This window comes from Saccharopolyspora antimicrobica (assembly GCF_003635025.1).
In the GTDB taxonomy this organism is placed as follows: domain Bacteria; phylum Actinomycetota; class Actinomycetes; order Mycobacteriales; family Pseudonocardiaceae; genus Saccharopolyspora; species Saccharopolyspora antimicrobica.
This window is the reverse complement of record NZ_RBXX01000002.1, coordinates 632,927-645,771: the sequence shown is the minus strand read 5'-3', so window position 1 is coordinate 645,771 and position 12,845 is coordinate 632,927. Positions and strand designations below refer to the sequence as shown.

General features: G+C 70.1%; 10 protein-coding genes. 8 read left to right on the top strand and 2 right to left on the bottom strand.

Annotated features, from left to right (window positions below):
* Positions 1 to 73: 73 nt before the first annotated feature.
* The 5 genes from ctaE to ATL45_RS03545 all read left to right on the top strand — a co-directional run bounded on the left by ctaE (position 74) and on the right by ATL45_RS03545 (position 4,877).
* The gene (gene ctaE, locus ATL45_RS03565) at positions 74 to 682 is read left to right on the top strand and encodes an aa3-type cytochrome oxidase subunit III (RefSeq protein ID WP_093158887.1); all 609 of its coding nucleotides are present in this window, start codon (positions 74 to 76) and stop codon (positions 680 to 682) included.
* Positions 683 to 770: 88 nt separating this feature from the next.
* Entirely contained in the window at positions 771 to 1,577 is an 807-nt protein-coding gene (gene qcrC / locus ATL45_RS03560) for a cytochrome bc1 complex diheme cytochrome c subunit (RefSeq protein WP_093158884.1), read from the top strand.
* On the top strand, positions 1,574 to 2,695 hold the full coding sequence (gene qcrA, locus ATL45_RS03555; protein ID WP_093158882.1) for a cytochrome bc1 complex Rieske iron-sulfur subunit: 1,122 nt from the start codon (positions 1,574 to 1,576) through the stop codon (positions 2,693 to 2,695). Before qcrC ends, qcrA begins: the two co-directional genes overlap by 4 nt.
* Positions 2,692 to 4,353, top strand: a complete 1,662-nt coding sequence (qcrB, locus tag ATL45_RS03550; protein ID WP_093158879.1) for a cytochrome bc1 complex cytochrome b subunit — start codon at positions 2,692 to 2,694, stop codon at positions 4,351 to 4,353. The genes qcrA and qcrB overlap by 4 nt, the downstream gene beginning before the upstream one ends.
* 98 nt (positions 4,354 to 4,451) lie before the next feature.
* A complete protein-coding gene (locus tag ATL45_RS03545) occupies positions 4,452 to 4,877 on the top strand; it encodes a PPOX class F420-dependent oxidoreductase (protein WP_093158877.1) in 426 nt (141 codons plus the stop codon).
* A 1-nt stretch (position 4,878) separates the two neighbouring features.
* Here ATL45_RS03545 and ATL45_RS03540 read toward each other — a convergent pair whose 3' ends face one another.
* Positions 4,879 to 6,597, bottom strand: coding sequence for a DEDD exonuclease domain-containing protein (locus ATL45_RS03540; protein ID WP_093158874.1), 1,719 nt, complete (start codon positions 6,595 to 6,597; stop codon positions 4,879 to 4,881).
* 89 nt (positions 6,598 to 6,686) lie between these two features.
* Here ATL45_RS03540 and ATL45_RS03535 point away from each other — a divergent pair, with 89 nt between their 5' ends.
* The 3 genes from ATL45_RS03535 to ATL45_RS03525 all read left to right on the top strand — a co-directional run bounded on the left by ATL45_RS03535 (position 6,687) and on the right by ATL45_RS03525 (position 10,826).
* Positions 6,687 to 8,045, top strand: coding sequence for an NYN domain-containing protein (locus tag ATL45_RS03535; protein ID WP_093159015.1), 1,359 nt, complete (start codon positions 6,687 to 6,689; stop codon positions 8,043 to 8,045).
* A gap of 453 nt (positions 8,046 to 8,498) precedes the next feature.
* Positions 8,499 to 9,470 carry a C40 family peptidase gene (locus ATL45_RS03530; protein WP_093158872.1) on the top strand — a complete coding sequence of 324 codons (972 nt, stop codon included), beginning with the start codon at positions 8,499 to 8,501 and terminating at the stop codon, positions 9,468 to 9,470.
* Between the two features lie 105 nt (positions 9,471 to 9,575).
* The gene (locus ATL45_RS03525) at positions 9,576 to 10,826 is read left to right on the top strand and encodes a hypothetical protein (protein WP_177242089.1); all 1,251 of its coding nucleotides are present in this window, start codon (positions 9,576 to 9,578) and stop codon (positions 10,824 to 10,826) included.
* Positions 10,827 to 10,881: 55 nt separating this feature from the next.
* Here ATL45_RS03525 and ATL45_RS03520 read toward each other — a convergent pair whose 3' ends face one another.
* Positions 10,882 to 12,690, bottom strand: coding sequence for an AMP-dependent synthetase/ligase (locus tag ATL45_RS03520; protein ID WP_093158869.1), 1,809 nt, complete (start codon positions 12,688 to 12,690; stop codon positions 10,882 to 10,884).
* Between the last annotated feature and the right edge of the window lie 155 nt (positions 12,691 to 12,845).

Here is a 12,845-nt window from a genome sequence, read left to right as displayed (position 1 = left end):
CGGATTGCGATCCGATCACCCCTCGGTCGACCTGGTGGACCCGAAGGCGCGAGCGGAAAAGCTGCAAGACATAATGCGTCGCGTGACAACGGCAGCGCCCTCAATCAGTCAACGCGTGCACTCGCTGAACCGGCCGAACATGGTCAGCGTAGGCACCATCGTTTGGTTGGCCAGCGAGCTGATGTTCTTCGCTGGGCTCTTCGCCATGTTCTTCACGGTGAAGGCGCAGAACGAGGGGCCGTGGCCGCCAGCGCCGACCCATCTGAACCTCGCGTGGGCCCTCCCGTTCACGGTGATCCTGGTCCTGTCCTCGTTCACCTGCCAGTGGGGCGTGTTCGCGGCGGAGCGCGGTGACGTCTTCGGCCTCCGCCGGTGGTACGTCCTCACGCTGCTCATGGGCTCGGTCTTCGTCTTCGGCCAGGCCTACGAGTACGTCGAGCTGGTCAAGCACGGGACCACCATCGCCTCGTCGGCGTACGGCACGGTCTTCTACATGACGACCGGCTTCCACGGGCTGCACGTGATCGGCGGGCTGGTCGCCTTCGTCTTCCTGATCATCCGGACGAAGCTGAGCAAGTTCACGCCCGCGCAGGCCATCGCCGCCATCGTCGTGTCGTACTACTGGCACTTCGTGGACATCGTGTGGGTCGGCCTGTTCGCCGTGATCTACCTCGTCCCATGATGACGAGGAGCCGAGTCTCCTCGATCGGCTTCTTAGAACGAGGTCGAAACAGAACTCCCCGAACCGGACAGCAAGGGTTGCCGCTCTCATGACCACCAACAAGAAACGGAACCGCGCGGGCTCGAAGCTCAAGAGGCGGATCTCCGGTGTGCTGGCGCTGGGCATCGCGCTGGTGGGTGCCGGTGGGCTGTACACCGTCGTGACTCCCGAGCCGCAGACCGCGCAGGCCGCTGCGGAGCCGGCTCTGGTGAGGCAGGGCGAGCAGCTCTACAACAACGCCTGCATCTCCTGCCACGGCACCAACCTGCAGGGCGTCCAGGACCGCGGACCGAGCCTGGTCGGCACCGGCGAGGCCGCCGTGCACTTCCAGGTCTCCACCGGCCGGATGCCGATGGTGCGCCAGGAAGCGCAGGCCATCCGCAAGCCGCCGAAGTTCACGCCCGAGGAGATCGACGCGCTGGGCGCGTACGTGCAGACCTACGGCGGTGGACCGGAGTCCCCCAAGCAGGCCGGCGAGGCGCTGCGGGGCGAGGACCCGGCGCGCGGTGCTGAGCTGTTCCGGCTCAACTGCGCGTCCTGCCACAACTTCACCGGACGCGGCATCGCGATGTCCTCCGGCAAGTTCGCGCCGAACCTGCACGACTCGACCGAGCAGGACATCTACGAGGCGATGCTCACCGGGCCGCAGAACATGCCGAAGTTCTCGGACCGGCAGCTCACCCCGGAGGAGAAGAAGGACATCATCGCCTACGTCAAGTCGGTGACCAACGGGAACAACAACCCCGGCGGCAACGACCTGGGCGGTTATGGTCCGGGAACTGAAGGCGTCATCGCCTGGGTGGTGGGCATCGGCGCGCTGATCGGCCTCACCCTGTGGATCGGAGCCAGGGCATGAGTGAGCAGAACAAGGAATACACAGAGGCCGAACTGGCCGAGATGAGCCGCGACGAGAAGATGCGGCTCGGCCTGGCCCTCGACGACGTCGAGCTCGTCGAGTACCAGGAGCAGTGGCCCGTCAAGGGCACCCGCGCGGAGCGCCGCGCGGAGCGCAACGTCGCGGGCTGGTTCGTGCTCTCCGGGCTGTCGGCGCTGGCGTTCATCGCGGTCTTCGTCTTCTGGCCGTGGGACTACGTCCCGCCGTCGGACGAGCGCGGCTACTTCATCTACTCGCTGTACAACCCGCTGGTCGGGTTCTTCTTCGGGCTGTCGATCCTGGCCGTGGGCATCGGCGTGGTGCAGTACCAGAAGAAGTTCATCCCGCACGAGGTCGCGGTCCAGCAGCGCCACGACGGGCACGCCTCGGAAGAGGTCGACCGCCAGACGGCCGCGGCCATCCTGGCCGACGCCGGCGAGAAGAGCGGCATCGCCCGCCGGTCGATGATCAAGCGCACCGCCGGTTTCGGCGTCGGCGCGTTCGGTCTCGGCGCCGGCGTGGTCGCGATCGGCGGCTTCGTCCGCAACCCGTGGGCGACCACCGGGCCGGAGTCGCTGCAGCACACCGGCTGGCTGTCGGAGACCGGCGAGAAGACCTACCTGCGCCGCGACACCGGCAACAAGCACGAGGTCTCGCTCGTGCGCCCGGAGGACATCGACGCGGGCGGCTTCGAGACGGTCTACCCGTTCCGGGAGTCCATGCGCGGCACCGAGGAGCTGGAGACCTCGCTGCGCAAGGGCGACGCACCGGTCATGCTGATCCGGCTCCGCCCGGGCAGCAAGCCGGTCAAGCGCAAGGGGCAGGAAGACTTCAACTACGGCGACTACTACGCCTACTCGAAGATCTGCACCCACGTCGGCTGCCCGACCTCGCTGTTCGAGCAGCAGACCGGGCGCCTGCTCTGCCCGTGCCACCAGTCGCAGTTCGACGTGGTCAACACCTACGCGAAGCCGGTCTTCGGTCCGGCGACGCGGGCGCTGCCGCAGCTGCCGGTGACGGTGGACGAGGACGGCTACTTCGTGGCCAAGGGCGACTTCATCGAACCGGTGGGTCCGGCTTACTGGGAGCGTAACGCATGAGCTCGATCACCCAACCGACGAAATCGGAGAGCGCCGCGTACCGCAAGATCGCCACGGCGGCTGACGAGCTCGACTCGCGCTACCGGGTGGCCAAGGGCATGCGGCGGCAGCTGAACAAGGTCTTCCCCACGCACTGGTCGTTCCTGCTCGGGGAGATCTGCCTCTACACGTTCATCCTCCTGATCGTCACGGGCGTCTACCTGACCTTGTTCTTCGACCCCTCCATGGAGGAGGTCGTCTACGAGGGCGTCTACCAGAACCTGCAGGGCATCCCGATGTCCCGCGCGTTCGAGAGCACGCTGGACATCTCCTTCGAGGTGCGCGGCGGTCTGTTCGTCCGGCAGCTGCACCACTGGGCGGCGCTGATCTTCGTCGCCGCGATGATGCTGCACATGTTCCGGATCTTCTTCACCGGTGCGTTCCGGCGCCCGCGTGAGGCGAACTGGACCATCGGCGCGCTGCTGCTGATCCTGGGCATGTTCGAGGGCTTCTTCGGCTACTCGCTGCCGGACGACGTGCTGTCCGGTACCGGTATCCGCGCCACCATGTCGGGCATCGTGCTGTCGATCCCGGTGCTCGGCACCTGGCTGCACTGGGCGCTGTTCGGCGGGGAGTTCCCCGGCACCGAGATCATCCCGCGCCTGTACGTGCTGCACATCCTGGTCATCCCGGGCATCATGCTCGGCCTGGTCGCGGCGCACCTGGCGCTGGTCTGGTACCAGAAGCACACCCAGTTCCCGGGCGTGCGGCGCACCGAGGGCAACGTCGTCGGCGTCCGCATCATGCCGGTCTTCGCCCTCAAGGGCGGTGCGTTCTTCGCACTGGTCACCGGCGTCTGCGCGATCATGGCGGGTGTCTTCCAGATCAACGCGGTCTGGCACCTCGGTCCGTACAACGCCTCGCAGGTCACGGCGGCTTCGCAGCCCGACTGGTACCTGATCTGGGCGGACGGCATCCTGCGCGTCTGGCCGGCCTGGGAGCTGTACCTGGGGCCGTACACGGTGCCGCCGGTGTTCTTCGCCGGTGCGATCGGGATGGGCATCCTGTTCACCACGCTGATCGCGTACCCGATGCTCGAGCGCAAGCTGACCAAGGACAACGCCCACCACAACCTGCTGCAGCGGCCGCGCGACGTGCCGGTCCGGACCAGCCTGGGCGTGATGGCGCTGACCTTCGTCGGGGTGCTGTTCATCTCGGGCGCGAACGACATCGTGGCGTTCCAGTTCAACATCTCGCTGAACCTGATGACCTGGTTCGGCCGGATCGGGCTGCTGGTGCTGCCGCCGATCGCCTACTACATCACCTACCGGATCTGCCTGGGCTTGCAGCACAGCGACCGCGAGGTGCTGGAGCACGGCGTGGAGACCGGCATCATCAAGCGACTGCCGCACGGTGAGTTCATCGAGGTCCACCAGCCGCTCGGCCCGGTGGACGACCACGGCCACCCGGAGCCGCTGCCCTACCAGGGCGCTCCGGTGCCGAAGAAGATGAACAAGCTCGGCGCCGCGGGCAGCCCGGTCGAGGGCAGCCTGCTCCGCCCGGACCCGGTGGACGAGACCACCGCTCTGGAGCGGGCGCGGCACGAGAGCGCCGCGAGCGACCTGGCGGCCGAGGAGCGCGAGCTCACGGCAGGCAAGCCGCAGCAGCCCACCGAGTGAGGCACTAGCCGCTGTCACCGAACGAGGCCCGGTACCCCTGGCGGGGTGCCGGGCCTCTTCGCTGCGCGGGTGTCGGGGCGGCCCCCTACGTTGGCGGCATGACTTCGATCGACGATCCGGAAGTTCGCGCCTTCCTCGAAGCGGGCACCCGCACCGGCATGATCGGCTTCACCGCGGCCGACGGGCGCCCGCTGGTGGCACCGGTGTGGTTCGTGCTGGAGGGCGACGAGATCGTGTTCAACACCGGCAAGGACACCGCGAAGGGCCGGGCCATCGCCCGCGATCCGCGGGTGGTGCTCTGCGCGGACCTGCCCGAGCCGCCGTTCGCCTTCGTCCAGGTGCAGGGCATCGCGGAGATCTCGGAGGACCCGGCGGATCTGGTGCGCACCGCCACCCGCATCGGCGGCCGCTACATGGGGCAGGACCGGGCGGAGGAGTTCGGCCGCCGCAACGGGGTGCCGGGCGAGCTGGTGGTCCGCATCCGCCCGACCAAGGTCGTCGCGTCCCTGGACATGACCGCCTGAGTCAGTCGATGGCGGCGTAGGGAGTCCGGCCGTTGATGGCCTTGTCGAGCCAGGTCTGCCAGGAGCCGGCGGCGCTCGCGGGCTCGTTCCAGGGCGTCGAGCAGCGGACCATGCGGGTGCCGCCGGTGGTCAACCAGCGGTAGACCACGCGGGCTTCGTCGGCGGTGGTGCCGCACAGCGGCCCGGGCCCGGGGATGACGGTTTCCGCCGATGCCTGCAGCAGGTCCACGACGGGCATCGGCGGCACACCGCGGCGTGCGGTGCCCGCGGCGGCGAGCTTGCCGTGGCGGATCACCGCCAGGTGCCAGCCGCCGCGACCGTCCGGCCGGGCCGCGACCAGCTCCGCGACCGAAGCCAGCGCGGCCAGCCGCTGACCCCGGTCCAGCGAGCGCACCAGGCCCGCGAGCTGGTCGCGGTGCGCGGCGGCGTCCTCGAACCGCTGCGCCGCTGAGAGCCGGTCGAGCTCGCCGCGCAGGCGCTCCAGCAGAACGACGCTGCGGCCGCCGATGACCTCGCGGATGGAGATCACCTCGGGTTCGTACTCCGCAGCGCTCTGGAGACCGGCACAGGGCGCTCCGCAGCGCCCCAGCTCGTACAGGGCGCACGGCCGTCCCTGCGGGTCGCGCGCCGAGATGCGTTCAGTGCAGCGGCGCACCGCGGTCACCGCTTGCAGCGCTTCGACGGCGTCGGCCGCGGTGTGTCGGGACCGGAAGGGGCCCAGTGCGCCGGTTTTCGGGGCCCGGACGATCGACAGGCGCGGGAACGGCTCGTCGGTCAGCACCACCCACCAGGCGCGCTGCGGGTGCTTCGAGCGGCGGTTGTAGCGCGGTTGGTGCGCTGCGAGCAGCCGAAGTTCGCGAACCTCGGCTTCCAGCGGGTGCGCGCACTCGACGTGGTCGACGCGCTCGGCGATCGCCACCATCTCCTTGACCCGGCTGCGCCGCTCGCCCGCGGTGAAGTACTGCCGGACCCGGCGCCGCAGGTCGGTCGCGGTGCCCACGTAGAGCACCTCGTCGTTGGGCCCGCGGAAAAGGTACACGCCGGGTGCGTTCGGCAGCTGGTCGGCGAGCCCGCGCTTGCCGCGCTGCTGCGGGGTGACGTCCGGCAGGTGGCTGAGCAGGTCGTCCAGCGTCCGCAGGCCCAGCGAGCCGACCCGCTCCAGCAGGGAGTGCAGCACGTCGACGGTGGCGCGGGCGTCGTCCAGCGCTCGGTGCACCGGTTCGGTCCGCGCGTTGAGCACGCGGGCGAGCGTGCCGAGCTTGTAGTTGGGCGTCTCCTCCCTGCTCAGCACCCGGCGGGCCAGCCGGACGGTGTCCACCACCTGCGGTTTCGTCCAGCTCAGGCCGAGCCGTTCGCAGTTGGCGCGCAGGAACCCGATGTCGAACGGGGCGTTGTGCGCGACCAGCACGCAGCCGCGGCAGAACTCCAGGAAGGCGGGCAGCACGGTGTCCATCCGGGGCGCGTCGACCACCATCGCCTCGGTGATCCCGGTGATCGTCACGATCGACGGCGGGATGCCCCGCTCCGGGTTGACCAGGGTGGCGAACTCGCCGAGCACCTCGCCGCCGCGGATCTTGACCGCGCCGATCTCGGTGACCGCGTCCTGCACGCGGTCACCACCGGTGGTCTCCAGGTCGACTACCACGAAGGTCACCTGGTGCAGCGGGACTTCCTCGCTGGTCAGGATCTCGTCGAAGGACAGCTGCGGGTGCGCGGACATCGTCGCGCACGTTACGGCCCGCTACCGACAGCGCGGTGGATGCGGGGTTCCGGGGCCCTGGCGATTAGCCTGTGGGGGTGGCGCCACCGATGCCGGGGTCAGCGGACACCCCCGAACCCGACGAGTCTGCTGTGGACAGTGCACAGCAGACCTCCGGTGCGTCGTGCGTGGACTGGGACGGACTGCCGGGACCGCTGCGCGTTCGGCTCGCCGAGCTGGCCGCGGGAGCCCTGGGCGAGATGCGCCCGACGGACGTTCCCGTGCAGCTGCGCCCGGTGGTCAAGTTCGCTCCCGCCAAGCGCGCGAAGCTGGGACAGCCGGCGCTGCTCAACGCTCTGCGCGATTCCAGCGTGTTCCGCACCGCGGTGGTGGACTGGTGCCGCAACCACCGCCCGGAAGCCCTCGGCCTCGAAGATCCGGACCCGGTGGTGGTCGCCGCCGCGGCGGCGCTGCAAGGTTCGCCGATCGCACCGCACTACGCGGAGCTGATCGGGTTCCGCACCGAGCAGGGACAGCTGCGCAGCGAGCGCGACTCCGCGGTGGCGCGGGTCGAGCGCCTGACCGCCGAAGCGGACCGGCTGCGCGGCGAACTCGCCGAAGCGCGCCGCGCGGCGGAGCGAGTGGGCGAGGAGAACAGCACCGAAGCCGACCGCTTGCGCAAGCGGCTGCGGGAGCAGGGCGTGCGGCTGAAGGAGGCCAAGGACGCCGCGGAGCAGGCGGGCAGCGAGCTCGCGGCCGTGCGAGCGGAGCGCGAAGCGGAGATCGCGGAGATCGCCGCGGAGCGCGATCGGGAGCGAGGCCGCGCACAGGAGGAGCGGCGGCGCGCGGAGCGCGCGAGCGCCGAGGTCGAGGTGGCGCGGCAGAGCGCCCGAGAAGCCCGGCAGGGCGACGAGGTGCGCTTGGCGCTGCTGCTGGAGACGTTGGAGGGCGCCGTCGGCGGCCTGCGGCGGGAGCTCGGCGCGAGCGGGAGCGGGCCCCGGCCCGCGGACGTCGTGCAGCGGGTGCGGGCGCATTCCGGTGCCACCGGCGGTGTTCCGGACGTGGCGGCGCTGGACCGGTTGCTCGGGTTGCCCGCCGTGCACCTCATCGTGGACGGCTACAACGTGACCAAGACCGGGTACCCGGAGCTGCCGCTGTCCGATCAGCGCGATCGGCTGGCGCACCAGCTCGCCGCGCTGTCCGCGCGCACCGGTGCGGAGGTCACGGTCGTCTTCGACGGCGCCGACGTGCTCGCCGTGCCCGCGGCCGGGCCGCGCGGGGTGCGGGTGCTGTTCAGCGAGCCCGGTGTGCAGGCCGACGACGTGATCCGCGATCTCGTCTCGGCGGAACCGAAGGGACGTCAGGTCGTGGTGGCGACCTCGGACCGCGCGGTGGTCACCTCGGTGCAGCGGCGCGGGGCCTACGCGGTGCCTTCAGCGCTGCTGCTGGCCCGGCTGAACCGGGTCTGACGCTTCGGCGACGGGAACGACCGCCCGGCGATCGGGTGGTGAGTGGCCGATCTCATAACCGATCACTCTGCTGAGTCGCTCTTCTGAGCGCGCGCGGCTGACCTTCACAAATCCAGGTGAAGCGGTCGAAATGTTCGTCACCGTGAGCAAATGATTCTCGTCCGTTAGGGGTCTTGTGCGAGTATGCACAAATTTTCGCCCCCGCTTCTGGACGTCGCGCCTCACCTTTCGTAACCTACTCGGGACCTCGTGGCGATCAGTTGCCCAGAACGGGTGGCCCGCGGGGCACCGCTGAAACGACTTGTCGGGGAGTCGGCCAGGCCGGATACGGGGGCATCCGGCAGGTGAGCGGGTGGAGAGGCAGAAGGAGCAGTGCGCGACGTGGCGTCGCACCGACTTAAGCGATCTCTGCGAGGAGCCCTTACCGCGACAGCGGTTATCGCCGTCGTTGGCATGTCCTCCGGGCCGGCGCTCGCAGACCCACCACTTCCCGACAACGCCTCGGACGCGGCCAAGCAGGTCCGCGAGCTGCAGAACCAAGCGGTGCAGATCACCGAGGACATGAAGAAGGCCGAGGACGACCACGCGGCCAAGCAGGCGGAGCTCCAGCGCGCCAACGACGAGGCGGGCCAGGCGGAGCAGGTCGCCAACCAGGCCAGGGCCGACGAGGAGCGATTCCGCGGCCAGGTCGACCAGCTGACCCACGCCTCCTACCAGGGCGCCCGGCTGAACAAGCTGTCCGCGCTGTTGGTGAGCGAGACGCCCGAGGACTTCCTCAACCGCGCGTCCGCGCTGGACGCGCTGGCCAAGGACAACAACGACGCGGTCCAGGCGCTCGCGTCGGCGCGCCGCCAGGCGGAGACCGCTGAGCGCGCCGCGCAGGACGCCCGCAACCGGGCTCAGCAGGCCGAGGCCGACGCCGGTCGCATCTACGAGGACGTCAAGAACAAGTCCAAGGAGATGCAGGACCAGATCAAGAAGGTCCAGGAGCGCTACAACGAGCTCTCCGGCGCGGACCAGGACTCCCTGATCACCGATGGCGACACCAACACCAGCCCGATCGCCGGTGCCGGTGCGGCGATCAAGGCGGTCAACGCGGCGCTGAGCAAGCAGGGCTCGCCGTACGTGTGGGGCGCCAAGGGCCCGTCGCAGTTCGACTGCTCCGGGCTGACCTACTGGGCCTACAAGCAGGCCGGGGTCACCCTCGGCGGCTCCACCAAGACCCAGGTCAACCAGGGTCAATCGGTGTCGGCGGCCAACCTCAAGCCCGGCGACCTGATCTTCTACTACAGCCCGGTCAGCCACGTGTCGATCTACATCGGCAACGGCAAGGCGGTGCACGCGCCGACCACCGGTGACGTGGTGAAGGTCGCGGACTACAAGAAGATCGGCCCGGTGACCTCGATCCGCCGCGTGGCGGGCTGAACCGACTGATCGCACCAGGGCCGGCGCGCACCCGCGTGCCGGCCCTGATCGTCTTCCTGCGGGCCGGAGGAGGTCCGGGATGCACACGACCCTACGATGCGCTCTGTGCTGAGCGCTGGGAGCTTTCGCGGGTGGCTGGCGGCGGCCGCTTCCGGTGCCGTGCTGATCGGCATGACCTTGGTCGGGTTGCCGGGGACGCCCCGCAACGTCGGTCAAACGCAGTCCGCGGCGCCGGAATCGGCGCACGAATACGCGGTCCGGCAGCTCCTGGCGCAGCGGGCCGCCGCGATCCGCTCCGGTGACGCCGCGGCGTTCGCGACCACAGTGGACCCGCTGGCGCCCGCGGAGTTCCAGCAGCGCCAGCAGGAGTGGTTCCGCAACCTGGCGGCGATTCCGCTGGCCGAATGGTCCTACGAGGTCGACGCGACGGCCGAACCGCTGCTCGGCGACGACACCTGGGAGCCGGTGGTCTCGCTGCGCTACGCGCTGTCCGGTGTGGACAGCGTGCCGACGACGCGGCGGATCGAGCACTCCTTCGTGCGCCGGGGAAATTCCTGGTACGTCGCCGACGACGCGGGCGAGCACCGGTGGCGCGGGCCGTGGGACTTCGGCCCGTGCCACGTCGTGCGCACCGCGGGCGGGCTGGTGATCGGGCACCGGCGGGAGCCGGTCGAGCGGGTGGCCCGGCAGCTGGACGCCGCCATCCGCGACGTGACCCGGGTGTGGGGGCCGGGATGGGCCCAGCAGGTCGGCGTGCTGATCCCGGAGTCGCGGGAGGAGCTGCGCTCGATGGTGGGCCCGGAGTTCGCGGCGGAGGCCGGGATCGCGGCGGTCGCGGTGGCGGACCGGGTGGACACCGCGGCGCGCCGGGTGGAGGGGCCGCGGGTGGTGCTGAACCTGCGGACCGCGACGGAGCTGTCGGACGCCGCGCTGGCCGTGGTGCTGCGCCACGAGATCACCCACATCGCCGCGCGCCCGTACACAGTGGATGGTGCGCCGATGTGGCTGCGGGAGGGCTTCGCCGACTACGTCGGCTACCGCGACAGCGGCATGGCGCCGCGCGACATCGCGCCGGACCTGACCCGCGAACTGCGCATCAGCGGCCCGCCGACGGAGCTGCCCGCCGCCGACTTCCACCGAGCAGCCCGCTTGGACTTGGCCTACCAGCAGTCCTGGTCCCTCGTCCGGCACCTCGTCGAGCGCTTCGGCGAGCAGCGCGTGGTGAGCCTCTACCACCGCGTGGCGGCCACCGACTCACCCGCAGGAGCAGAAGCGGCCCTGCACGCCGAAACCGGCCTGACCACGGCCCAGCTCCACGCCGAATGGGCCCGATCCCTCCGCGAAACCTTCGGCTGACGACGAGAAAGCCCCGGCTCGCACGAGCCGGGGCCTGCTCAGCTGCCGCGAACGATCAGGAGTAGATCGATTCGATTGTGGCCGCGTGGTTCTGGGCCACCTTGTTGCGCTTGAGCTTCATGCTCGGCGTCATCTCGCCGGTGGCCTCGGTGAAGTCCTCCGGGAGGATGCGGAACTGCTTGATCTGCTCGGCGCGGGAGACCGCCTTGTTGGCCTCGTCGACCGCCTTCTGCACCTCGGCGCGCAGGTCCGGATCGTCCACCAGGTCGGCCGCCGGGGTGTTCTCCGGGCGGGAGTTGTTGGCCAGCCAGGACGGCAGGAACTCCGGGTCGAGCGTGATCAGCGCGCCGATGAACGGCTTCTGGTCGCCGACCACCATGCACTGGCTGATCAGCGGGTGCGACCGCAGCGCGTCCTCCAGCACCGCCGGGGCGACGTTCTTGCCGCCCGCCGTGACGATGATCTCCTTCTTGCGGCCGGTGATCCGCAGGAAGCCCTCGTCGTCGAGCGAGCCCAGGTCGCCGGTGTGGAACCAGCCGTCCTCGAGGGAGTCCTTGGTGGCCTGCGGGTTGTTCCAGTACTCGCGGAACACCACGTCGCCCTTGACCAGCACCTCGCCGTCCTCGGCGATGCGGATCGTGGTCCCGGCGATCGGCTTGCCGACGGTGCCCACCTTGAACGCGGTCTCCACGTTCACCGCGGCGGCCGCGGTCGTCTCGGTGAGCCCGTAGCCCTCCAGCACCGGCACGCCGACGCCGCGGAAGAAGTGCGCGAGCCGCTCGCCCAGCGGCGCACCGCCGGAGACCGCCGCGATGCACCGGCCGCCGAGCGCCGCGCGCAGCTTGCCGTAGACCAGCTTGTCGAACAGCAGGTGCTTGAGCTTCAGCGACAGCCCGGCGCCGCCGGAGTCCAGCGCGCGGCTGTAGGCGACCGCGGTCTCCTCGGCGGTGTCGAAGATCTTGCCCTTGCCGCTGCCGTGCGCCTTCTGCTTGGCGGTGTTGTAGACCTTCTCGAAGACCCGGGGCACCGCGAGCACGAACGTCGGCCGGAACGAACCGAGGTCGGTGACCAGTTCCTTGACGTCGCTGGTGTGCCCGAGGGTGACGCGGCCGTAGACGCACATCACGGTGATCGCGCGGGCGAGCACGTGCGCCATCGGCAGGAACATCAGCATCGAGTTGCCCGGCTTGGTCAGCTGCGGGAACGCCTCGATGTCGGCCCGCACCTCGGCGAGCATGTTGCGGTGGGTCAGCACGCAGCCCTTGGGGCGGCCGGTGGTGCCCGAGGTGTAGATCAGGGTGGCCACGTCGTCGGCGCCCACCTCGCGGCGGCGCAGGTGCACGTCGCGGTCGTCCACCTCGGCGCCCAGCGCGGTCAGCTCGTCCACCGCGGCGGCCGCGCCGCCGCTGCTCGGCCCGTCGATCTGCCAGACGTGCGATACCTCGGGCAGCCGGTCCACGATGCGGTCCACCTCGGCGCGGTGCGCCTCGGTCTCCACGAAGACGGCCTTGGCCCCGGAGTCGGTGAGGATCCACTCGGCCTGGTCGGCCGAGGACGTCTCGTAGATCGGCACCGTGGCGCAGCCAGCGGCCCAGATCGCGAAGTCCAGCAGGCTCCACTCGTAGCGGGTGCGGGACATCAGCCCGACCCGGTCGCCGGGCTGCAGACCGCTGGCCACCAGGCCCTTCGCCACGGCCAGCACCTGCGCGGCGAAGTCGGCGGCGGTGACGTCGACCCAGGTGCCGTCCACCCGGCGCCGGAAGCTCACCGTGCTCCCGAAGCGCTCCGCGTTGGCCCACACCATGTCGGTGAGGTTCTCGTCATCGGCCACCGCCGTGGTGGCTGGTGCGCTGAACTCTCGCACGTCGAAACCTCCGAAAACACGCCAGTCAGTGGGGCACAACCTAACGCTGATAGTTACTGAGCGGTAGTCCCCTTCGTCCGACCGCGCCAGCCAGCACAGCCTAGAGGCCGTCGCGATCGTTCGGGCGACTCCGGTCCGAGGTCGCACCACGGGCG

Bases quoted from the DNA above. Each gene is read 5' to 3' on its own strand.
- ctaE (WP_093158887.1), top strand. From the start codon at position 74: ATGCGTCGCGTGACAACGGCAGCGCCCTCAATCAGTCAACGCGTGCAC.
- qcrC (WP_093158884.1), top strand. From the start codon at position 771: ATGACCACCAACAAGAAACGGAACCGCGCGGGCTCGAAGCTCAAGAGG.
- qcrA (WP_093158882.1), top strand. From the start codon at position 1,574: ATGAGTGAGCAGAACAAGGAATACACAGAGGCCGAACTGGCCGAGATG.
- qcrB (WP_093158879.1), top strand. From the start codon at position 2,692: ATGAGCTCGATCACCCAACCGACGAAATCGGAGAGCGCCGCGTACCGC.
- ATL45_RS03545 (WP_093158877.1), top strand. From the start codon at position 4,452: ATGACTTCGATCGACGATCCGGAAGTTCGCGCCTTCCTCGAAGCGGGC.
- ATL45_RS03540 (WP_093158874.1), bottom strand. From the start codon at position 6,597: ATGTCCGCGCACCCGCAGCTGTCCTTCGACGAGATCCTGACCAGCGAG.
- ATL45_RS03535 (WP_093159015.1), top strand. From the start codon at position 6,687: ATGCCGGGGTCAGCGGACACCCCCGAACCCGACGAGTCTGCTGTGGAC.
- ATL45_RS03530 (WP_093158872.1), top strand. From the start codon at position 8,499: ATGTCCTCCGGGCCGGCGCTCGCAGACCCACCACTTCCCGACAACGCC.